Raw genomic sequence first — 21,941 nt, forward strand, 5'->3', positions numbered from 1 at the left:
TTTTTCATCTGAGGTTGACTGGAAACAAAACAGATGAATCAATCTTTCTTTCTTTTTATTTTTTAGTGACAGCAATCACTCCAATATTTATTGGCTAAAAAGTCTCAATCAACGAAGATAACCCTTTATCATCAGAAAGGGTTTTTTTTAGTTGTGACAAACAAGAAATGATTTAATTTCCACTTTTATGTAAAAAAAGCTGAGAACTTCTACTGTTCAAAATAAAATAAGGTATAATAAGAACTATTGAAAACAAAAGGAGGGGACTGTTTAAATGAAACAGCATTCGGTTTATGCAGTCGTTGACATCGAAACTACAGGGACTAGCGTCCAAATGGATCGGATCATTCAAATCGGCTGCGTATTTATTCAAGACGGTGAAGTAATCGATCGTTTCGTGACAGATCTAAATCCTCGTATCAAACTGTCAAAACAGATAGAATCCCTCACTCATATTTCTAATGAACAGTTGGCAAATGCACCTTATTTTGAAGATATAGCGGCAAAATTATTTGAACTATTAAAAGACACTGTCTTTGTGGCACATAATATTTTTTTTGATTACCAATTTTTAAGTGCAGAGTTTGAACGTGCCGGCTTTCCGGGAATGATGATGCCAGGGATGGACACGGTGGAGTTAGCACAGATTTTCATCCCTACCTTGCCAAGTTATCGTTTGTCAGATATTGCAGATCAATTTGATTTTAGTCATGATAGACCTCATCAAGCAGATAGTGATGCTTTTGTTACAGGGCAATTGTTTATGATGATCCAAGAGGAGATCAGAAAAATCCCGCTTGTGACCCTTGAAAAAATCATTTCTCTTGCAGATGTACTGGCAATGGAAACTAGAGATTTTTTAATGCTTCAGTTGGAAATTATCCAGAAACATCTTCCTCCTTTACGAGAGGACGTTCAGGTGGTTCATGGATTGGCATTGAAGAAAAAAGTCGACTTAGTGGGACAATATCCTGCAAAACCGGCAGGGGAGTTTCCTAGAAATCGGGAGGGAAAAGAAGCAGTTTACGGAGAATTTCTTGACTATCGTGAGAGTCAGGGACAAATGATGAATGACATCTTTGATTTTTTTACTTCAACAAATTTTGACGTAAAAAATCTAAGTATCGAATCGCCTACCGGCAGCGGCAAGACATTTGCCTATTTATTTCCTTTAAGTTATAAGGCGACCGTCGACAATCCTCTTATTGTGAGCACTATCTCAATTGTATTGGAGAATCAGTTACTAAAAGAAGCTGTGCCTCTGGTCAATAAAGTGAATCCAGATTGTTTGCAGGCCACAGTGATTAAGAGTTCTAAATATTTTATTGATTTGACGAAATTTGCTGCCACTCTAGCCAATCCTCTGAAACAAAAACAGTATGCCCTCTATCAAATGAGGTGTCTGGTCTGGTTGCTGGAAACTGATACAGGAGACATGAGTGAATTAAATCTGTCAAATTTGGATCATGTGTTTTTTTCCCATGTGCGGCATTTAGGAGAAAAATATGTGACAGAGTCCAGTCCTTATTATGATGAGGATTTTTGGCTTTTCTTGAAGAAAAAAGTTCGTCAGTCAAATGTTCTCATTGTCAATCATGCATTTTTGATCAAGGAAACCTTCAGAGAATTTCCGTGGCTGCCGGCAAGTGAGCATCTAATTATTGATGAGGCTCATCATTTCCCTGAAATAGCGGAAAGGTTAGGCTACCGCCATTTAAATTTTTTACAGCTGAAAAGTTCCTTATTCAAACTGATTCATTTTCATGAACAAGAGCCTGAGTGGAAAAAAATCACTAAAGATCAAGGGTGGCCGCTCAAAAATAAATTGCTGGAGCGAACTGCTCTTGAAACAATCAATGTACTTGAGATAGTTCAAGATGATATTATTGAAACAGCTCTGATTGATTCCGCTCATCAGTTCGATGATGAGATTCTGCTGACTAGTGAAAGTCTAGACAACTTGCCGATTTATTTGAATCAGGATATCTTCCGCTTAAATCGCCTCCTTCAGGATTTAGTCAATCTGATTGCACAAGGGCAGGACTACATTACCGAGGAATTGGATAAATGGCTGATATCCGAACAGCTGACTCTTCAAAACTGGCAGTCTTTAGGTGAAAATCTCATTGAAAACTATCACTTCATTGATTCCTTTTTGACATCAAGCGAAGAGCAGTCTGTTCGTTGGTTGAAAATCGAAGAAAAACAACAAAATGTCTATCTTTACACAAGTGAGTTTTTGCCTTCTTCAGCAGACAGCTCTGCTTGGTATGATCGGTATGATAAAATCTTGTTTACAGGCGGGACATTGAAGATAGGCAACGATACTCAATATTTGGCAAAAAATTTAGGAATTGATTCTATGCCCTTTATTCAGTTTCCGACTCTGTTTGATTTTAGTACACAAGCTCGTTTTTATGTGCCGGAGGAGAGTCTGTCATTTAGTGATCTTTCGAGTGCCTATTATGAAAAATATTTAATAGATAGTGTGCTTTCTTTTGCATTGAACATTCCTGTCAAAATGCTTGTGTTGTTCACTTCTCATGAGATGCTGCAAAATGTGTATCATGGGATTCAGCCCAAGTTGCTTAATCATAATATTGAAGTGCTGGGCCAAGGGTTATCGGGTTCTAGAGAACGGATAATGAAACGATTTACTGGTCAGGGTCGAAAGGTTTTGCTGGGGGCTGATTCATTTTGGGAAGGCATTGATTTACCGGGAGATGCTCTACAACTGATTGTGGTAGCCAGATTACCCTTTGAGTCTCCAGAAAGACCCTTCGTCAAAGAAAAATTAAAATTTCTTCAGCAGCAGGGGATGGACGGCTTTCAACAATATTCTTTGCCTAAAGCTGTTTTGCGGCTTCGCCAAGGGATTGGAAGATTGCTGAGGACAAAAGAAGATCGGGGCGCAGTGGTCATGATGGATCCTCGTATAGTAAAAGCGCGCTATGCCAAAAAAATTCAATCTGCATTACCCGAGGGGCTTTCACTCACAGAACAATCTTTTGAAAATATTTTAAAAGATTTGAAAAACTTTTTATGATTTTCCAAAGTTTCCTTACAAGAAGGGAAAGTTTTGCTATAATGATTTGAAAGAAATAGAAAGAGGGGGAAATATGCCTAAAAAACTTGGGATAGGTGTCAGCATTGTCTTAGGTTTATGTCTTTTGTTTACCACTGTCTTCTACATTCGTTCAGTCCGGCCGATGAAACAAGCTGAAAAACAAGCATTGGCATTTGCAGAAGACTATGTCACGTTTGACCACGTTTCTGATTTTTATTGGTTCAATCGGGAAGAAACTTATTTTACCCTTGTCGGCACAACGGACAAAGACAAAGACGTGATTGCCATTATTTCTCAAACTGGTGATAAAATCACCATCCTCAATCAAAAGGACGGAATCACCCGAGATCAGGCATTAGCAACAGTTCAAGCTGACTATGGACCGATCAATGTGTTAAAAATAACTTTGGGCAAGTATCAGGACGTGCCTGTATGGGAAGTTGTGACAGAAAACGACAATGACTCATTAAATTATTATCTGATTGATTTTGCCACAGGAAGTGTCAAGTCTATCTTAGAAAAAGTCTAGCAATGTTAGCCCTCTAAAGAAGGTGACATTTAAAATATCAGACCGTTAAGGTAAAGGAGAGTGTTAAAATGAACCTATCTAAAAGAGCACAAAGATTAGAACCTTCAGTCACACTATCTTCTGCTGCGAAAGCCAACGAATTAAAAGCACAAGGGGTGGACGTATTAAACTTGAGCTTAGGACAACCTGACTTTGTGACACCGAAAAATATCCAACAAGCAGCGATTCAGTCCATCGAAAATGGAAAAGCAAGTTTTTATGTTGCTTCTGCGGGAATTCCTGAATTAAAAAAAGCGATTATTCAACGGACAAAAGAAGATTTTGGCTTTGAGTATCAAATGAACGAAGTGGTTGTCAGCGAAGGGGCCAAGTTTGCCCTATATACGTTGTTTCAAGTATTGTTAGATGCAGGGGATGAGGTCATCGTGCCTTCGCCATATTGGGTCAGCTATAGTGAACAAATCAAATTAGCTGAAGGGGTTCCTGTATTTTTAGAAGCAAAAGAGAGCAACGGCTTTAAAACTACCGTGGCTGACTTAGAACAGGTACGGACAGATAAAACAAAATTATTGGTGATTAACTCTCCATCTAATCCGACAGGTGCATTGTACACACAAGAGGAACTAGAAGCCATCGGGGAATGGGCGGTACAGCACGATGTTCACATCATTGCTGATGAAATCTATGGCAAGCTGGTTTATAACGGCAATCGTTTTGTTTCTTTTATAGAATTATCAGATGAAATACGCCGTCAGTGTTTTGTAGTCAATGGTGTGTCCAAAGCCTACAGCATGACTGGTTGGCGCATTGGTTATATCTTAGGAAATAAAGAGGTCATCAAGGCTATTGCGGACTTGAATTCGCAGTCCATCAGTAATTGTGCGGCTGTCAGTCAGTATGCAGCGGTCGAAGCATTGGCAGGTCCGCAAGACTCTGTGGAAGAGATGAGACGGACTTTTGAAGAACGCTTAAACCGAGTGTACCCTCAAGTAGCGGCATTGCCGGGAGTCTCATTGGAAAAGCCTCCAAGTGCTTTTTATTTGTATCCCAATGTCAGAGAAACTTTGACAATGTGTGGCTATGAAAATGTCACAGATTTTGTCAATGATTTATTGACCGAAGCTCATGTGGCGGTGGTGACCGGTGAAGGCTTTGGTACATCGGATCACATTCGCTTGAGTTATGCTGCCGATATCGAAACAATCGAGCGGGGCGTTGAAAGAATAAAAAACTTTATTGATAAAAAAAGACAATAAAGTGCTTAAAATTAAATGAATATAGAAGTAAATGGTTGGAAGTGAGGAGAATGGAAACGATGGAAAGAATTCGAATTATTGATTCAAAAGATCATGTGGGTGAAAAAGTTGAAATTGATGCTTGGATTGCCAATAAGCGTTCTAGCGGAAAGATTGCTTTTTTACAGTTGCGTGACGGTTCAGCTTATTTTCAAGGAGTGGTGGTCAAGTCCGAAGTACCAGAAGAAGTCTTTGAACTAGCTAAATCATTGAATCAGGAAACATCTGTGAAAATTATTGGAGAAATACGGGAAGATACACGTTCAAAATTCGGCTATGAGATAGGTGTGGCAAACATCGAAGTCATCGGTGAAAGTCATGATTATCCCATCACACCAAAAGAACATGGCACAGACTTTTTGATGGATCATCGTCATTTATGGCTGCGTTCAAGCAAGCAGCATGCGATCATGCAAATCCGTAATGAGCTGATTCGTGCCACATATGAATTTTTCAATGAGCGCGGGTTTATTAAAATTGATCCGCCGATTTTGACAAGCAGTGCACCGGAAGGGACGACAGAATTATTCCATACGGATTATTTTGGTCAGGAAGCTTATTTGTCTCAAACGGGACAACTTTATCTAGAAGCAGCAGCGATGGCTTTTGGAAAAGTCTTTTCATTTGGCCCGACTTTCCGTGCGGAAAAATCTAAAACCCGCCGACATTTAACAGAGTTTTGGATGATGGAGCCGGAAATGGCCTTTGTCGAACATGAAGAAAGTCTGGAAATACAGGAACAGTATGTAGCCTTTATGATTGAAAAAGTTTTAGAAAATTGTGATTATGCCTTGGATGTTTTGGGGCGTGATAAAGAAATATTGAAAGGCTACACTGAGCTGCCTTATCCTCGGATCACTTACGATGATGCCGTGACTTTACTGAATGAAAATGGTTTTGAAGACATTAAGTGGGGGGATGACTTTGGCTCGCCTCATGAAACATTCATCGCTAATCATTTTAACAAGCCTGTGTTTATTTTGAATTATCCGAAATCCATGAGTCCGTTTTATATGAAACCTCACCCAGACCGGGATGATGTGGTCATTCGTGCTGACTTAATTGCTCCGGAAGGCTATGGCGAAATCATCGGCGGCAGTGAGCGTGCGATAGGGTACGACTATATTATGGAGCAGCTGGAAAAAGATAATCTAGATTATGCAGACTATGCTTGGTATTTGGATTTGAATAAATATGGTCCTGTGCCTCACTCTGGTTTCGGTTTAGGCTTAGAGCGGACGGTAACTTGGATTGCCGGAATCGAACATGTCCGTGAAGCAAGTCCATTCCCTCGTTTATTACATAGAATTTACCCTTAACATTAGTTTTAAATTAAATAAATCGAAAAAGACATGAAAGCAAATGCTTGGTTTCATGTCTTTTTAGTATTGAATTTGTTTGATTCATTAAAGTACTATTATATTTTTACTGAGCTAAGACCGGAGTCTATTTTCTTAGAAAAAGCTTTTGGCGGATGGTCAGCGAAAAATCACTGTCTTTTAAATGGTTACTGCCAAATTAATCAAGCTCAAAAGAAGCAGAAAGACCCATGGAGCCAAGGCCAAAATCATTGAGATGGAACTAATCATTTTTTTTGTTGATTGCAAATTGGAAAGATAGTTCATAAAACTTAGGCCTGTCAGCATTATCTGAGAAGTATTGATAATAGAAGAATCAAAATCCCAGTTGCAAATAAAAAGAAGTAAAGACAGTGCCCCCAAAGAGAGAATCCAAAAGTCATCAGTTTCAATCATATCTTGTTTTGTCAAACTCATACCTACAACCTCCCAACATTTTCATCATATGAATCATTATAATTGAAAAAAACAAATGAGACATCAGTCTTAAGAATGAATTGTTGACTTTTAACAATTACAGTTGTAAACTAAGTGTATTGAGATTACAGAAGTAAACGATTAAGAAAGGAGGAGAATTATTGATGCATGACATTGCTATTAGTGACGCTGAATGGGAAGTGATGCGAGTGGTCTGGGCTCAAGATTCAACGACCAGCTCAGAAATCGTTGATGTCTTATCTGAAAAAATGTCATGGAAAGCACCTACGATCAAGACTTTGATTGGACGTCTTGTGAAGAAAAATATGCTGAGAACACAAAAAGACGGAAAAAGATTTATTTATAGAGCCACAATCGAAGAACAGGAAGCCATTAATCACACGATGGAGATGCTCTTGTCACAAATTTGTTCCAGAAGGGTAGTCTATACTGTAGAACAAATGATTGAGATGTCTGAGTTGAGTGTTGGAGATATAGAAAAACTTGAAGAGACGCTTGCAAAGAAAAAACAAACAGCACCATTGGAAATAAAATGTAATTGCGTGCCGGGACAATGTACCTGTCATAAATATAATAATAAAAGAAAAGAGGGCGTTGAAAAATGAAAGAAACTTTTACAGTAAATAGAATGACTTGCAAACATTGTGCAGCAAGGGTTGAAGAGGGGATCAATACATTGGAAGGGATTCAGAAAGTTAAGGTCAATTTGAAAAAAAATCAGGCAACGGTAAAATTTGATGAATCGACTGTTGATTTAGAGACAATAAAAAATAAGGTGAAAGAAACCGGATACGAAGTCGAGGTGTAAACATGAGTCCAGAACAAACAACAAAAGTAGACACACTTTCCATTACAGGCATGACATGTGCCAATTGTTCGGCCCGTGTAGAAAAAGAATTGAATGAACAGGCAGGAGTTGTGAATGCTAACGTAAATCTTGCCACGGAAAGAGCGACTATTCAGCATGATTCAGGCTTATCGGTTGAAAATTTAATCGAAAGTATTGAAAAAATCGGTTATGGAGCCATTTTATATGACGATGCCCATAAAGCTAAAATTGCCGAACATAAACGGAAAGAACACCATAAAATGAAGCGTGATCTCATCGTATCAGCGGTTCTAAGTGCCCCAATGCTGATTGCGATGGTGTTTATGATGGCAGGCAATCATAGTGCGTTAACAATGTTTTTACATCGGCCTATCGTTCAATTTTTATTGGCAACGCCTGTACAGTTTTTGATTGGCTGGCGATTTTATAAGGGTGCCTATCATGCCATCAGTACGAAAGCACCAAACATGGACGTTTTAGTTGCTGTAGGTACTAGTGCCGCTTATTTACTAAGTATATACAATGGCTTTTTAGGTGGAGATCCGACTCACTTATATTTTGAATCCAGTGCTGTCATTATCACTTTGATTTTATTAGGAAAGTACTTGGAACAAAATGCTAAAAATAAAACAAGCAATGCCATCAAACAATTGATGGCACTTCAGGCAAAAGAAGCGATTATTATTCGAGATGGTAAAGAACAGACTGTCAGTATCGAAGAAGTATTGGTTGGGGATACTATCCGCGTTCTACCGGGCACTCAAATTCCAGTAGATGGCCGTGTAGTGGAAGGTTTTTCAACAGTTGATGAAAGTATGTTGACAGGTGAGAGCTTGCCCGTAGAGAAAAAGATAAATGATGATGTCTTTGGCGGAACTTTGAATTCCAGTGGAAGTTTTCTATTCGAAGCAACTCAAATAGGATCAGAAACGACCCTTTCCAGAATCATCCGAATGGTGGAGGAAGCTCAAGGAACAAAAGCACCGATTCAGGCCATTGCCGATAAAATTTCTTCTGTTTTCGTACCGGCTGTTTTGATTATCGCCGTAATCACTTTAGTTGTGACAGCACTAGTGACTAAAAATTGGGAACAATCCTTGATACATAGCGTTTCGGTTTTGGTTATCGCTTGTCCTTGTGCGCTGGGGCTAGCGACGCCTACAGCTATCATGGTAGGAACAGGTTTAGGTGCAAAAAATGGAATATTGATTAAAAACGGTGAAGCTTTGGAACGAGCATCGAAAATCGATGCGTTAGTCTTAGATAAAACTGGAACAATAACTGAAGGCAAGCCAAGTGTTACTGATATGAAAATTTATCAATCAGATGTAGGGATTGAGGAAATGCTGACTTTAGCGGCAATATTAGAAAAAAATTCTGAACATCCTTTAGCCAAAGCCATTGTTGCAGAAGCTAAAGAAAAGAATTTAAGTATTGCAAGTGAAGCAAGTAATTTTGAAGCTTTGGTAGGAGCCGGCATCAAGGGGGATATAAACCAACAAAGCTACTATATTGGCACCAAAAGTTTGATGACCGAGCAGAATATAGATACTGAGATGGCTGATGAGGAAGTTTCAACCATTGAAAGTCAAGGAAAAACAGTTATTTATGTTTCTGATGCCCGGCAGCTTATGGGAATCATAGGGTTGGCTGACCAAATCAAGGCAACCTCTTTAACGGCTATCAAGGAACTTGAAAGTCAAGGTGTTGAAGTTTATATGATGACTGGAGACAACCAATTGGCAGCAGAGTATATCGGGCAACAAATTGGGTTGACTTCCGAACATATTTTTGCCAAGGTACTGCCTGCGGACAAGGCAAATTACGTAGAAAGCTTGAAAAAAAATGGCAAGTTCGTTGGCATGGTGGGAGACGGTATCAACGATGCGCCGGCTTTGGCAACCGCTGACGTTGGATTGGCGATGGGGACTGGCACTGATATTGCAATGGAGACAGCAGATGTCACCATCATGAATGGAGACTTGCAAAAGGTGAACAGTACGATTTTACTATCGAAAACGACAATGAAAAAAATTAAACAGAATTTGTTTTGGGCATTTTTCTATAATACAATCGGTATTCCATTTGCTGCACTAGGCTTTTTGAATCCTATGGTAGCAGGCGGGGCAATGGCCTTTAGTTCTGTTAGTGTGCTGCTCAATTCTCTAAGTTTGAATCGCAAAAAAATAAGTTAATAAATATTGTAAAGCAAATAAATCTTTAAAAAACACGTCAAAATAATTTTGACGTGTTTTTTGGGTTATTTAATCCTAATATTTTGAACGAACCGTTTCCAAACTCCGGAAATCACTAAAACACGAACATTAAGAGTTTAATATCAACAAAAGTTAATAATTGTGTTGTGTTATTTAAATTATATTACTATAATAGAATTTGTGGTTGAATGAAACGAACAATTAATTGTGATTGATTCGTAATATTAAGTACTGAAGGGGAGAAAGAATGGAAAAGTTTTTTGAATTAAAGAAAAATGGTACGAACGTGTCTACAGAAATAATGGCAGGATTAACAACATTTTTTGCAATGAGTTATATTTTATTTGTAAATCCTACCATCTTGTCTGCTTCAGGAATGCCATTTCAAGCAGTATTTTTAGCAACAATTATTTCTTCTGTTATCGGGACATTGGTGATGGGATTGTTTGCTAACGTTCCTTATGCTCAAGCACCGGGAATGGGTCTGAACGCCTTTTTTACGTTTACAGTTGTTTTCGGTTTAGGCTATTCATGGCAGCAAGCGTTAGGGATGGTTTTTCTATGTGGTATTATTAATATTTTAATTACAGTTACAAAAATCAGAAAAATGATTATCAAAGCAATTCCAGAAAGTATGCAACACGCTATCGGCGGAGGAATTGGGGTTTTTGTTGCTTACGCTGGGCTTAAAAGTGCTAACTTGTTAGTTTTTTCTGGTGATACATCCTCAATTACTGCTTCAACAGTCGAAAATGGTGTTACCACCAACGTTACGATTAATGGCGGTGTGGTTCCTGGTTTGGCAATGTTTAACAATCCAGAGATGATTTTAGCTGTTATCGGTTTGATCCTTACAGTGGTGCTCGTTGTTCTAGATTTAAAAGGAGCTATCTTAATTTCTATCATAGGAATAACTGTGATTGGTATCTTGATGGGAGTCGTGGATTTATCTGCGATAGATTTTCAGCAAAATTCATTTAGCAATTCTGTTAAAGAATTAGGCGTTACTTTCGGCGCAGCTTTTGGGTCAGAAGGATTACCAAGTTTATTTTCAGATGCTGCAAAAATCCCGCAAGTGTTGATGACTATTTTGGCTTTCAGTTTATCAGATACTTTTGATACAATTGGCACATTTATTGGTACTGGAAGAAGAACTGGTATTTTCAGTAAGGAAGATGAAGAAGCGCTGGAAAACAGCAAAGGCTTCAGTTCAAAAATGGATAAAGCTCTATTTGCTGATGCTATTGCGACTTCTATCGGTGCTATTTTCGGAACGTCAAATACGACGACTTTTGTTGAAAGTGCTGCAGGTATCGGCGCTGGCGGACGTACGGGTCTAACTTCTGTTGTGGTTGCAGCCTTGTTCGCATTAAGCAGCTTGTTCGCTCCATTGATTGCCATTGTGCCGGCACAGGCGACTGCTCCAGCCCTAATTATCGTAGGAGTGATGATGTTAGGCTCCTTTAAAGAAATTAATTGGGTCATACTTGAAGAAGCTGTTCCAGCATTTTTCGCTTCCATTTTTATGGGATTATGTTTTAGCATCTCTTATGGTATTGCTGCCGGCTTCATCTTTTATGTGATTATAAAAGTCAGCAAAGGCAGAGCAAGAGATGTCAGTCCGATTTTATGGATCGTTACCGGGTTGTTTATCATCAACTTTATTATCATGAGTATTATTTAACAGACAATATGTTGGACACAGGGAGCTGCTCCCTGTGTTTTTTATATTTTAGTGTCCTTAGTTACTCACTGTGTTATAATAAGCATACTTTTACAGAAGCGAGTTGACGTTTAATGAATGAATTATTAGGAACAATCTGGACTGGTCTTATCACGGATGAGAACGACACTGCTTATTTTGTTCAAAAAAATGGTGTCACTTTCCGTCTAGATAAAAATGAAGATAGCCATACACTTGGTGACATGGTGGAAGTCTTTGGATATTCGAATCAGAAAAATGAATTGGCAGTCACGACTAATCTGCCTAAAATAGTGAAAGGCACTTACGGTTTCGCAGAAGTAGTGGCTAGCAGGAGAGATCTCGGTGTCTTTGTAGATATCGGCCTTCCAGATAAGGAAATGGCTCTGTCTTTGGATGAGTTATCCGAAATGCGTCAACTGTGGCCAAAAAAAGGCGATGTCCTATATGTAACGCTAAGAACTGACGAAAAAAATCGTTTGTGGGCAACTTTGGCTGAAGAAGAGCGTATTGAAGCCATGAGCCGACCTGCAACAGAGGAAATGAAGAATAAAAATATTTCCGGCAAAGTTTACCGGTTAAAAGTAGTTGGAAGTTTTGTGTTGACAGATGATTTTCATTTGGCATTTATCCATCCTTCAGAACGTTACATTGAGCCAAGATTAGGAGAAATCGTTAACGGACGAGTGATTGGGGTTAGACCTGACGGCATGTTGAATATTTCATTGAAGCCACGGGCTCATGAGGTAATCAGCGATGACGCCCAGATGATTTTGACTTTTCTTCATCAGTCAAAAGAAGGGAAGATTCCTTTTTCAGACAAATCAACACCGGAAGAAATTAAAGAAATGTTTGCCATAAGTAAAGGACAGTTTAAACGTGCTTTGGGCAGTTTGATGAAAGCAAAGAAAGTTAAACAAGAAGGCGGTTATACGATTTTATTACACGACGAAGAAAAGTAACAGAGTTCCTAAAAGGAAAGACTGTTAATAAAATCACCCCTTGAGAAAGGATTTTGCAATTGACTAAAGGTTACACCGATAGATTAAAACAGCAGCTAAACCTTCTTCAAGGTATTTATTGGGTAGCTTTTTGCTCAATTAGCGGGTTTGCTACTGTCTTTTTGCTGACTAAGGGTCTTAGTAGTTCTACCATAGGAATCATCATTGCTTCTGCCAGTTTGATATCTGTGTTTGCCCAGTTTGCCACTGGATTTATTTTGGATCGATTTGTCAATCTGACCGTAAAAAAAGTCTTACTTGGCTATGCCGGGGCCACGACCGTGTTAAATGCTTTAATCTTATTGGTTCAAAGCTACACCGTTATAGTTGCCTTGCTGTATTGTGTTTCACTTGTATTTCTTTTTAACGTTCAGCCGCTTATTACAACACTTGTTTATCAATATATCAACAGTGGACTCAACACCACGTTTTCATTTTCAAGAGGGATAGGTTCTCTGACGTATGCACTGACCTCTTTCTTTTTAGGGAAATGGTTAGACGCCCATTCTAGTCTTTCCGTTCCCGTCCTTTCAACGACTACAATGGTGGTGCTGTTCATTCTCTTATTAACGTTGCCGAAAGTTAATTCCCTTAAAAAGAATCGTCAAGAAGACGAGGGAAAGAGAGCGAAAGAAACGAGTTTAGGAGAAGTGTTTCGAAAGTATCCGACAATGTTAGGACTGCTGGTAGGACTGTGCTGCATTTTTATATTTCATACAGTTGTGAATGTTTTTTTACCTCAGATGATTGACAATGTGGGAGGAAAGAACACGCAAGTCGGTTATGCTATTGCACTGGCAGCATTTTGCGAAATCCCAATCATGTTAAGTTTTCAGCGTATCGAAGCCCGCTTTACAGTGCAAAACACATTAAAAATTTCCGGTGTTTTCTTTTTTATTCGTAGTTTGATTTATTACTTTGCCGGTACATTTTTGATGTTTCTGCCTGCACAATTACTGCAAAGTTTTTCTTTTGCTTTGATTACACCCGCCTATGCACATTATGTCAATGAAATAATGGCGGAAGAAGATCAAGTAAAAGGGCAAACCTTTGTGATGGCGGCAGTAACGCTAGGTAATGTGGTTGGAAGTCTAGTGGGAGGACAGCTTGTTCAGAATCTAGGGGTTTCAGCAATGTTGTTGTTTGGCGTACTGTTAAGTTTCGTCGGGATGCTAGTCCTTTTCTATACAGTAAAAAAAGAGCCGAAACAAAATACTCCTTCTAATTGAGAATAGTTGATAATTATTCCTGGATACTTTATAATTAATCTAAATTAATTTTTTTATATACAAAGACAGATTATAATGATTATAAATAAAGGGGCGTTGATTATGAGTCAGGAAACGATGTTGCGAAGCATTCGTAAACAGTTGCATGATGGCGGTTATAAGCTGACACCGCAGCGTGAAGCAACAGTTTTAGTCTTGCTTGAAAATGAGAAAGACCATCTTTCTGCTGAAGAGATATACATGTTGGTTAAGCAGAAAAGTTCAGAAATAGGTTTGGCGACTGTTTATCGGACGCTTGAAATGCTGACTGAGCTGAAGATTGTCGATAAAATCAGCTTTAATGATGGCGTGGCACGTTACGACTTGCGTAAGGAAGGCGCCAAACATTTTCATCACCATTTGCTGTGTCTCGAGTGCGGCAGTATTGAAGAAATCGAAGAAGATTTGCTGGTTGAGGTAGAAAAAGTGGTTGAAAAAAATTTCAACTTTGAAGTGACGGATCACCGTTTAACTTTCCACGGTGTTTGCGGAGCATGTCGCGAAAATAAATCAAAATAGATAAAAACTATTAAGCGAGAGAATACTGAATGATTGCTTAGTAGTTTTTTTATTTATTTAGTTGACATAATATATGTATTGGAAATACAATGAAGATGTTAAAAAAATTGAAGGAAGGCAAGGTCAAATGATGGATGTTATTCAAGACTACATTCATTTTTTAAAAATCGAGCGGGGACTTTCGGCAAATACGATCGAAAGTTATCAGCGTGATTTGATTCAATATCACGATTATTTAAAAAGTTTGGATGTAGAAGATTGGCAGACGATAGACCGTTATCATGTGATGGGGTTTTTAAAGAAACTTTCCGATGAAGGAAAATCGTCTTCTACCAGTATTCGAATGGTGTCGACTCTGCGGAAATTCCATCAGTATTTGAGGATTGAAAGAATCACTGATTCCGACCCCATGCAATATGTTGAAACACCTAAAAAGTCTCAAAAATTGCCAAAGACTCTCTCATTAGAGGAAGTTGAAACCTTGATTGAAGCACCTGACACTGGAACACCGCTTGGTTTGCGGGATAGAGCTATCTTTGAAGTGATGTATGCTACTGGTTTACGAGTCACAGAACTGATTTCTTTGAAGATGGACGATTTACATTTATCTCTCGGATTAGTTCAAACAATCGGTAAAGGGAATAAAGAAAGAATCATTCCTCTAGGCGATCATGCCATCTATTGGATTGAACAATACTTGGCTAGCTCCCGTCCTCAGCTGACGAACAAGGATAAACCTGTACCTTATTTGTTTTTAAATCATCGGGGGAATGGCTTTACCCGACAAGGTATTTGGAAAAATTTAAAAGCCTATGTTTTGCAGGCTCAAATCACCAAAAAGGTAACGCCTCATACTCTACGGCATAGTTTTGCGACCCACTTGCTGGAAAATGGTGCCGATTTGCGGGTAGTCCAAGAACTCCTTGGTCATGCAGATATTTCGACCACTCAAATATACACACACATTACTAAGAAGCGAATGGCGGAGGTCTATAAACAATATTTTCCCCGTGCATAGAGAAGTTTAATTTTATTGTCTTGATATGTTATAATACTTAAGGCTTAAACATGGAAAGGGTGATTCAGTGGAAACTTTAAAAGTAAAATTAGAGGTGTTTGAAGGTCCCTTGGATTTACTCCTCCATTTAATCAAAACGTTGGAAATCGACATTTACGATATTCCAATCGCCGAGATTACGGTACAGTACATGAACTATATTCAATCTATGAAAGATTTGCAATTAGAAGTGGCAGGGGAATATATCGTCATGGCAGCCACACTGATGTCCATCAAAAGCAAATTACTGCTGCCAAAACAAGAATTGGATGTGTTAGAAGACGGAGAGGATTCAGAAGGGGAGGACCCGCGGGATGCTTTGGTCGCTCAACTGCTGGAATACCGTAAATTTAAGTATGCTGCTGATGTGCTCAAGGATAAAGAAGCAGAACGGAGTCTTTATTATACGAAAGAGCCGCTGGATTTAAGCAATTACAAGGATGAGATGGAACCATTAAAACCTGATCAAGTCAGTACCATCGATTTATTTTTGGCTTTTCATGATGTTTTGGAACGCAGCAAACTTCGTGGGCCCAAAGAAACGACGATTACTACTGACACGCTTTCCATCGAGGAGCAAATTAAATTCATTGAGCAGGCTATGGAAGATTTGCCTGAGAATAAAGGACTCTCGTTTGACACATTATTTGTGACTTATTCAAGGGGCGAAATCGTGACCACGTTTATGGCGTTGCTGGAATTGATAAAAGCACGCAGAGTGACAGCTCAGCAAGAAAATCATCTGGCACCTATTTATTTATATACTTATTCGGAAGAACTGGAGTAAAGACTGAATGAAGAGTTTATACGGAAAAATTGAATCTCTCCTATTTGTTGTAGGGGAGGAAGGGATTTCTTTAGACGAGTTGTCTTTTTTGCTAAAAAAAGAAACGGCAGAAGTTTTCGAGGCTATCCGTTTTTTAGAACATAAATATCAGAAAGATAGAGATTGTGCTTTGCATATTTTGGAAGTAGGCAACCAGTTTATCTTATCGACTAAAAAAGAATGTGCTGATTTATTAAAAAAATATGCCCAGTCCCCGATGTCGAATCACTTATCTCAGGCAGCTTTAGAGACACTTTCGATTATTGCCTATAAGCAGCCGGTGACTCGTATGGAAATCGATGAGATCCGCGGGGTTCAGTCCACTGGCTCTGTACAAAAATTATTAGCACGTCAGCTGATTGAAGAAAAAGGACGTGTGAATGCTCCCGGACGGGCTATTTTATACGGAACAAGCACTTATTTTATGAATTATTTTGGCTTGGAAACTATCAATGATTTGCCGTCAGTAAAAGAAATGGAAGCTGAGTTGATACATGAGCTTCCAAGTGATTTATTTTTTGACAAGTTTAAAAAAGAACTTGAAGGTCAAGGAATTCATGATGCAGAGAGTTTTGAGGAAATCGTGAGCAAATTTGATGATTCATCTATTGAAGAAGCCTCTGATTTGGATAAAGAAGGACCTGCTCAGATAAAAGATGACATAGAAGAAGGAATAGGTGAGTAAATAAATGGAAGAAGTACGTCTGCAAAAAGTTTTAGCTCAAAGCGGGGTTGCCTCACGTAGAAAATCAGAAGAATTGATATCTCAAGGTGCGGTAAAAGTAAATGGAAAGATTATTACCGAGATGGGGGTCAAGGTTACCAAAAAAGATCTTATTGAAGTTAACGGGATTCCCCTAACCAAAGAGAAAAATGTTTATTTCTTGCTTTATAAGCCAAGAGGAGTTATTTCGGCAGTGAGTGATGATAAGGGACGCAAAGTCGTCATAGACTTGCTGCCTGGCGTCAAAGAACGGATTTTTCCTGTGGGTCGTCTAGATTATGACACCTCAGGGTTATTATTGCTGACTAACGATGGAGAGTTTATGAATAAAATCACTCATCCAAAAAATGAAGTGCCTAAAGTTTATGTAGCTAAAGTTAAAGGTCTGCCTAGTCAAAAGGACTTGATGAAGCTTGAAAAAGGAATCAAAATTGACGGACGCAGAACAGCTCCTGCTAAGGCGTGGGGTTTATCAAGAGATAAAAAAGCAGAAACGGCGATTGTGGAACTGACCATCCACGAAGGACGTAATCATCAAGTGAAAAAAATGTTTGATGCCATCGGTTTCCCGGTGATGAAATTAAAAAGAGAGCGTCTAGGAACATTAGATTTGTCTGGTTTGTCTCCCGGTCAGTACCGGAGTTTGTCTGCAAACGAAGTCAGAGATATGCTGAATCAATCCACCATGTAGTATTATGTAGTATTTAGTAGATGGCATGAAACAGAAGGCTTGTCTATGGTAAAAAAATTTGTTATAGTATGAGAGTAATTAAATATTAAGGTTCGTCTTCAGGGGCAGGGTGTGATTCCCGACCGGTGGTGATAGTCCACGAACTATTTCTTTTTGAAATAGCTGATTTGGTGTAATTCCAAAACCGACAGTATAGTCTGGTATAAAGAGGATTGGGCTTATTTGATGAAGTATCAAGTAAGATTTCTCGCTATTTTCTGCCTGTGGATAGAAAATGGCTTTTTTTATTGAAATTTATACTTGATAAGCTATCAGATGTTAAAGTTCGGTGGAGATGAATCCTTTTAGGAGGATTAGTTGTATGAGAAAAAGTAAGATTCAACGCATGGTAGGTATTGCCATGCTGGGTGCAGTTGCCTATGTCTTGATGTTTTTATCGTTTCCTGTGATACCTGCTTATGCATTTATGAAAGTCGATTTTAGTGAGATTCCCATATTGATTGGGGCTTACATTTTTGGACCTTTCGCCGCTATAGGGATTGCAGCCGTTCGTTCGACCTTGCATTTTTTAACTACAGGAGTAAGTATTCCTAATATGGTAGGGGATTTGGCGAGCTTTTTAGCCGGAATTTCTTTCGTGCTGCCAGTTTATTTCTTATCAAATAAAAAAGCATCTACTAAACACCTTGCAGGAGGATTGATTCTAGGAACATTCTTGATGACTGGGGTGATGATGTTCTCAAACTACAGTTTCATCTTGCCTGTGTATGCTAAATTTATGGGGTTCCAATTACCCGGGACGCTGGCTTCTTACATTATGTTCGGTGTCTTGCCGTTTAATTTAATCAAAGCGGTCATTGTCAGCACGGCCTTTATACTTGTTCGCAAGAACTTGTTGCCTTGGCTGGAGAAAAAACAAAATTTAAGTCATCATTTACAATAAAAACCAAAAAAGGCGGTACCCATATTAGTTAGTGGGTGTCGCCTTTTCTTTTTCGATAATGATTGCTCTTGTGGGACATTTTTTATAAGCAGTCATGCACTGCTCTTCCAGATCACTGGGAATCATTTGACTCAAAACTTCCGGATCGTTTTTAAAGATTACGATACCTTCAGCATCATAATCGAAAATATCAGGTGCTTTGATCTGACAGAGACCACAGGCAATACAATTTTCTGGTATAATTCTAGTTAACAATTACATCACCTTAAAAGAGGTATTTCAATGACAATGAGTATTGATACATTTATTTTAACTCTCTTCACTCACGGTTACAAGGCAAGAATCGGTACTCTGTATCAGCTTTTAATTGGTAAGAGAACCTCATCTATTTTATGTTACGGGCACTTTTACGGTCAACTGCCTTACTTTGGCTTATTGCCTAAACTAGACAGACAAGTGTACCAGCAATCGGTGCATCAACTAACAAAGAAAAACTTTTTAACTGTTAAAGATGAAAAAGCAGAGATAACCCAAGAGGGAAGAAAATATTTAGCCGATGGCGATATGATAAATTACGATAAGCTGAATCACTTTGTTTATGGTAAATCATGGCAGTCTTTTTTTGATTTGCTGTTATTTTCTACTCAAGTGACAGCAGAATTAAAGGCAGGAAATTCATCTTATCCGCCAGTAGAAAATAGTCCGTACAAACATTTTCAGCTTAAAAAATGGCTGGCTCACCAGCTTGAAAGACAATCCAAGGAAGATTTTATTCAGGCTTTTTCAGCGGAATGGCACCAATTAATCGAAACGTTGCCGGAGTTAGAAGGTGATTTTTTAACCAATCAGCTGACTGGCGCAGATGTCATCGGCAAAACTTACCACCAGCTTGGAAGTTTATTGGGACTGAATGAATTTGAATTAACCTTATTTCAGCGCCATTGTATTCATTGGGTCATGACGATTGTGGCGGGTTCACCAGAGACATATCCTCTCATGAATAGCTTATATCAGCTGGTTAGGCAGCCTAACTATAATCAAAGTGCTTATCAAACTTATCAATTGTATTTAAAAGTCAAAAAAATTGATCAATTGATTGCACATAGGCGGTTGAAGGAAAGTACGGTTTTAGATCATTTGATCGAGTTTGCCATCATTGATGAAAAATTTCCTTTTTTTGATGTACTGACTCCTGAAATAAAAGAAATGTTTTTCAAAATCGAAAAGTCATCTCCTGATGTGAGAGATTGGAAAATTTCTGTCATCCAAGAATTGTATCCTGAGGTGTCATTTTTTGAGATGAGATTGTATCAAATCTGGCGAGTGAAAGGGAGGATGACCTCTTGTGAATGAAGAAATCCAACAGGTGTTAAAACAGCGTTTCGGTTTTTCTTCTTTTAAAAAAGGACAAGAAGAAACGATCACGAAAATTTTAACTAGAAACAATGTGTTGTCAATATTGCCTACTGGCACCGGAAAATCCCTTTGTTATCAATTACCTAGTTATTTGCTTTCTGGAGTCACCATCGTTGTGTCTCCACTTCTTTCACTGATTGAAGATCAAGTCCGGCAGTTACAGCGAACAGGGGAAAAACAAGCAGTCGCTTTTGGCAGTCAGTTAACTTACCAAGAAAAGCAGTGGGTTTTAGCACATATTGCGGCGTACAAATTTATTTTTATCACGCCTGAATCTTTATTTCAGGAAGAAATACTTCAGCGAATCAGACAGTTAGACGTAGGACTTTTTGTCGTAGATGAAGCCCACTGTGTCTCTACTTGGGGGATCGATTTTCGTCCTGACTATGAAAGACTGGCCTCCATTATCCAGCATCTGGGTGTGAAAAAAGTTTTGGCACTGACTGCTACAGCCACAGAAGTTGTGAAAGAAGATATTCGTCAAAAACTTTTTTTAGGGCAGGAAATCGACTTAGTCCAAAAAACCGTCAATCGGGTAAATATTTTTTATCATGTTGAAAAGCTGTCAACAGTAGAAGAAAAATTATCATGGCTGCAGTCTTTTTGCTCCAAATATTCTGGCCCCGGGTTGATTTATTGCAACACCCGCCGAGACACCGAAGAGGTCAGCCTCTATCTCTCGGGAAACACCACACTCAAAACAGCTTATTACCATGGGGGTTTGACTAGCATGGAGCGTTCAGCTATTCAGCAGCAGTTTTTAGCCGATGAATTAGATGTTTTGATTGCAACCAGTGCGTTTGGGATGGGGATTGACAAACCGAATATTCGCTATGTGATTCATTATCAGCTTCCTGATAGTCTTGAAGCGTTTATCCAAGAATCTGGCAGGGGAGGTCGTGATGGCTTACAGACGCTTTCCGTTGTTTTATATATGGCACAAGATCAGAAAGTACACCAATATTTCCAAAAAGAATTGCTAAAAGAAATCAATGACTTTACTCATCTAGTGCCCCTCACTCAAAATAATGATAGTATTGTTTTAGATCATTTTTCTGAATTACAGAAAAAGTGGTATGACTTTTCTAAGTCAGAGAATCACTCTATTGAAAATCTTCAAGAAAAAATCAAAAAACGTGTAGAAGAAAAGGCTGAGAAACTTGCCCGCATGGAAGATTATTTAGATACGGATGGATGCAGACGTGAGAAAATCTTGTCTTATTTTTCTGAAACTTCGACGGTTCAGCAAGAAATTTGTTGTGATAATTGTCATCGGGAAATATCAGATTTTCCTATCGGTCTGATGTCGCCAGATTCAAATAAAAAGTATTCAAAACTAGAGAAATCAAAAGAAATCTTAAAAAATTTATTTTAGGATTGGATATTTGTACCGAAATATTGTAAGATGGATAGGAGTTATGAAAACCATTTGCTAGATTAGATAATTAATCTACAAGGAGGAATTATTGTGGATAAAAATGACAACGAAAAAAAACCATGGGAACAACCGATATATGAAACGGAATATGATTCAAATGCTTCCAGAACACAAAAGAGAAATAAGGGCAAAGAGTCTAAGGGGAACGCAGGCTTTATTACTCTATTAGTTGTGATGTTGCTGGCTATCGCATTATTGGTGATCTTTATCTTTGTCAAGGCAACAGATAATAGAAAGCCGGCTGCCAAGAAAGAAGATAAAATCGAAATCAAGTCTTCTGTCAGCAGTACTAAAAAGACTGTTGAATCTACCCAAAAAACTGAAACAACAGAAACAGCTCCAAAGCCGGAAGAAGCGCCAGCGCAACCAACGCCAACACCAGCGCCGGAAGAAAATCAGCCTCCGGTTCAGGAACCACCTGCTAATCAGTCACCGGAAACCCCAGCAGGAGGAGTACACGTTGTTCAAGCTGGGGAAAATTTATATCGAATTGCCTTGAATAACGGTTTGACAGTAGAGCAATTAAAGCAGATGAATGGACTGAGCGGGGATGAAGTTTCCATAGGTCAACAGTTAAAAGTACAATAAAATTTAGCCGTGAAAACGGCTTTTTTTTAACCGAAA

Annotated in this window: 20 protein-coding genes, 1 pseudogene and 1 riboswitch; of the genes and pseudogenes, 19 read left to right on the forward strand and 2 right to left on the reverse strand. The window is 38.7% G+C overall.

The features are described from left to right. Positions 1–274: 274 nt before the first annotated feature. The 4 genes from CBF29_RS00330 to asnS all read left to right on the forward strand — a co-directional run bounded on the left by CBF29_RS00330 (position 275) and on the right by asnS (position 6,210). Complete coding sequence (locus tag CBF29_RS00330) at positions 275–3,046, forward strand: helicase C-terminal domain-containing protein (RefSeq protein WP_126806076.1); 2,772 nt, start codon at positions 275–277, stop codon at positions 3,044–3,046. A gap of 73 nt (positions 3,047–3,119) precedes the next feature. After that, the gene (locus tag CBF29_RS00335) at positions 3,120–3,596 is read left to right on the forward strand and encodes a cell wall elongation regulator TseB-like domain-containing protein (protein WP_126806078.1); all 477 of its coding nucleotides are present in this window, start codon (positions 3,120–3,122) and stop codon (positions 3,594–3,596) included. A 68-nt stretch (positions 3,597–3,664) separates the two neighbouring features. Beyond that, entirely contained in the window at positions 3,665–4,852 is a 1,188-nt protein-coding gene (locus CBF29_RS00340; protein WP_126806081.1) for a pyridoxal phosphate-dependent aminotransferase, read from the forward strand. A 59-nt stretch (positions 4,853–4,911) separates the two neighbouring features. After that, positions 4,912–6,210, forward strand: coding sequence for an asparagine--tRNA ligase (gene asnS, locus CBF29_RS00345; protein WP_126806083.1), 1,299 nt, complete (start codon positions 4,912–4,914; stop codon positions 6,208–6,210). A 180-nt stretch (positions 6,211–6,390) separates the two neighbouring features. On the opposite strand, the gene CBF29_RS00350 is transcribed toward asnS, so the two are convergent. Beyond that, on the reverse strand, positions 6,391–6,666 hold the full coding sequence (locus CBF29_RS00350; RefSeq protein WP_126806085.1) for a hypothetical protein: 276 nt from the start codon (positions 6,664–6,666) through the stop codon (positions 6,391–6,393). 164 nt (positions 6,667–6,830) lie between these two features. Here CBF29_RS00350 and CBF29_RS00355 point away from each other — a divergent pair, with 164 nt between their 5' ends. From CBF29_RS00355 to CBF29_RS00410, 12 genes and pseudogenes are all read left to right on the forward strand, one after another. Further along, positions 6,831–7,292: a CopY/TcrY family copper transport repressor gene (locus CBF29_RS00355; RefSeq protein WP_126806521.1), complete on the forward strand. Its 462-nt coding sequence runs from the start codon at positions 6,831–6,833 to the stop codon at positions 7,290–7,292. Beyond that, positions 7,289–7,495 carry a copper chaperone CopZ gene (gene copZ / locus CBF29_RS00360; RefSeq protein WP_126806088.1) on the forward strand — a complete coding sequence of 69 codons (207 nt, stop codon included), beginning with the start codon at positions 7,289–7,291 and terminating at the stop codon, positions 7,493–7,495. The genes CBF29_RS00355 and copZ overlap by 4 nt, the downstream gene beginning before the upstream one ends. Before the next feature lie 2 nt (positions 7,496–7,497). Beyond that, on the forward strand, positions 7,498–9,711 hold the full coding sequence (locus tag CBF29_RS00365; RefSeq protein WP_126806090.1) for a heavy metal translocating P-type ATPase: 2,214 nt from the start codon (positions 7,498–7,500) through the stop codon (positions 9,709–9,711). A 268-nt stretch (positions 9,712–9,979) separates the two neighbouring features. Continuing rightward, positions 9,980–11,416 (forward strand): NCS2 family permease, encoded by a 1,437-nt coding sequence (locus CBF29_RS00370; RefSeq protein WP_126806092.1) that lies wholly within the window; start codon positions 9,980–9,982, stop codon positions 11,414–11,416. A gap of 113 nt (positions 11,417–11,529) precedes the next feature. Continuing rightward, positions 11,530–12,396 carry a CvfB family protein gene (locus tag CBF29_RS00375; protein WP_126806095.1) on the forward strand — a complete coding sequence of 289 codons (867 nt, stop codon included), beginning with the start codon at positions 11,530–11,532 and terminating at the stop codon, positions 12,394–12,396. Between the two features lie 59 nt (positions 12,397–12,455). Then, positions 12,456–13,664, forward strand: a complete 1,209-nt coding sequence (locus CBF29_RS00380) for an MFS transporter (RefSeq protein ID WP_170169937.1) — start codon at positions 12,456–12,458, stop codon at positions 13,662–13,664. A 102-nt stretch (positions 13,665–13,766) separates the two neighbouring features. Beyond that, positions 13,767–14,222: a ferric iron uptake transcriptional regulator gene (gene fur, locus CBF29_RS00385; RefSeq protein WP_126806524.1), complete on the forward strand. Its 456-nt coding sequence runs from the start codon at positions 13,767–13,769 to the stop codon at positions 14,220–14,222. A gap of 127 nt (positions 14,223–14,349) precedes the next feature. Beyond that, entirely contained in the window at positions 14,350–15,240 is an 891-nt protein-coding gene (gene xerD, locus CBF29_RS00390) for a site-specific tyrosine recombinase XerD (RefSeq protein ID WP_126806099.1), read from the forward strand. Between the two features lie 67 nt (positions 15,241–15,307). Further along, positions 15,308–16,066 (forward strand): segregation/condensation protein A, encoded by a 759-nt coding sequence (locus tag CBF29_RS00395; RefSeq protein WP_126806102.1) that lies wholly within the window; start codon positions 15,308–15,310, stop codon positions 16,064–16,066. A 7-nt stretch (positions 16,067–16,073) separates the two neighbouring features. Next, a pseudogene (gene scpB / locus CBF29_RS00400) lies at positions 16,074–16,640 on the forward strand (SMC-Scp complex subunit ScpB); the annotation flags it as partial. 154 nt (positions 16,641–16,794) lie between these two features. Further along, the gene (locus CBF29_RS00405) at positions 16,795–17,520 is read left to right on the forward strand and encodes a pseudouridine synthase (protein WP_126806108.1); all 726 of its coding nucleotides are present in this window, start codon (positions 16,795–16,797) and stop codon (positions 17,518–17,520) included. 90 nt (positions 17,521–17,610) lie between these two features. Beyond that, positions 17,611–17,737: riboswitch (FMN riboswitch) on the forward strand. 144 nt (positions 17,738–17,881) lie between these two features. After that, the gene (locus CBF29_RS00410; RefSeq protein WP_126806110.1) at positions 17,882–18,463 is read left to right on the forward strand and encodes an ECF transporter S component; all 582 of its coding nucleotides are present in this window, start codon (positions 17,882–17,884) and stop codon (positions 18,461–18,463) included. A 24-nt stretch (positions 18,464–18,487) separates the two neighbouring features. On the opposite strand, the gene CBF29_RS00415 is transcribed toward CBF29_RS00410, so the two are convergent. Further along, entirely contained in the window at positions 18,488–18,718 is a 231-nt protein-coding gene (locus CBF29_RS00415; RefSeq protein WP_126806112.1) for a ferredoxin, read from the reverse strand. A 27-nt stretch (positions 18,719–18,745) separates the two neighbouring features. Between CBF29_RS00415 and CBF29_RS00420 the strand changes: the two genes are divergently transcribed. From CBF29_RS00420 to CBF29_RS00430, 3 genes are all read left to right on the forward strand, one after another. Beyond that, the gene (locus tag CBF29_RS00420; protein WP_126806115.1) at positions 18,746–19,816 is read left to right on the forward strand and encodes a YpbB family protein; all 1,071 of its coding nucleotides are present in this window, start codon (positions 18,746–18,748) and stop codon (positions 19,814–19,816) included. After that, positions 19,809–21,254, forward strand: coding sequence for a RecQ family ATP-dependent DNA helicase (locus CBF29_RS00425; RefSeq protein WP_126806117.1), 1,446 nt, complete (start codon positions 19,809–19,811; stop codon positions 21,252–21,254). Before CBF29_RS00420 ends, CBF29_RS00425 begins: the two co-directional genes overlap by 8 nt. Positions 21,255–21,347: 93 nt before the next feature. Further along, positions 21,348–21,905: an SAG1386/EF1546 family surface-associated protein gene (locus CBF29_RS00430; protein ID WP_126806119.1), complete on the forward strand. Its 558-nt coding sequence runs from the start codon at positions 21,348–21,350 to the stop codon at positions 21,903–21,905. Positions 21,906–21,941 lie beyond the last annotated feature (36 nt).

It is taken from the genome of Vagococcus elongatus, assembly GCF_003987645.1.
GTDB lineage: Bacteria > Bacillota > Bacilli > Lactobacillales > Vagococcaceae > Vagococcus_A > Vagococcus_A elongatus.

Bases quoted from the DNA above. Each gene is read 5' to 3' on its own strand.
- CBF29_RS00370 (WP_126806092.1), top strand. From the start codon at position 9,980: ATGGAAAAGTTTTTTGAATTAAAGAAAAATGGTACGAACGTGTCTACA.
- CBF29_RS00340 (WP_126806081.1), top strand. From the start codon at position 3,665: ATGAACCTATCTAAAAGAGCACAAAGATTAGAACCTTCAGTCACACTA.
- CBF29_RS00335 (WP_126806078.1), top strand. From the start codon at position 3,120: ATGCCTAAAAAACTTGGGATAGGTGTCAGCATTGTCTTAGGTTTATGT.
- xerD (WP_126806099.1), top strand. From the start codon at position 14,350: ATGATGGATGTTATTCAAGACTACATTCATTTTTTAAAAATCGAGCGG.
- CBF29_RS00350 (WP_126806085.1), bottom strand. From the start codon at position 6,666: ATGAGTTTGACAAAACAAGATATGATTGAAACTGATGACTTTTGGATT.
- CBF29_RS00405 (WP_126806108.1), top strand. From the start codon at position 16,795: ATGGAAGAAGTACGTCTGCAAAAAGTTTTAGCTCAAAGCGGGGTTGCC.
- copZ (WP_126806088.1), top strand. From the start codon at position 7,289: ATGAAAGAAACTTTTACAGTAAATAGAATGACTTGCAAACATTGTGCA.
- CBF29_RS00365 (WP_126806090.1), top strand. From the start codon at position 7,498: ATGAGTCCAGAACAAACAACAAAAGTAGACACACTTTCCATTACAGGC.
- CBF29_RS00355 (WP_126806521.1), top strand. From the start codon at position 6,831: ATGCATGACATTGCTATTAGTGACGCTGAATGGGAAGTGATGCGAGTG.
- CBF29_RS00375 (WP_126806095.1), top strand. From the start codon at position 11,530: ATGAATGAATTATTAGGAACAATCTGGACTGGTCTTATCACGGATGAG.
- CBF29_RS00420 (WP_126806115.1), top strand. From the start codon at position 18,746: ATGACAATGAGTATTGATACATTTATTTTAACTCTCTTCACTCACGGT.
- fur (WP_126806524.1), top strand. From the start codon at position 13,767: ATGAGTCAGGAAACGATGTTGCGAAGCATTCGTAAACAGTTGCATGAT.
- CBF29_RS00330 (WP_126806076.1), top strand. From the start codon at position 275: ATGAAACAGCATTCGGTTTATGCAGTCGTTGACATCGAAACTACAGGG.
- CBF29_RS00410 (WP_126806110.1), top strand. From the start codon at position 17,882: ATGAGAAAAAGTAAGATTCAACGCATGGTAGGTATTGCCATGCTGGGT.
- asnS (WP_126806083.1), top strand. From the start codon at position 4,912: ATGGAAAGAATTCGAATTATTGATTCAAAAGATCATGTGGGTGAAAAA.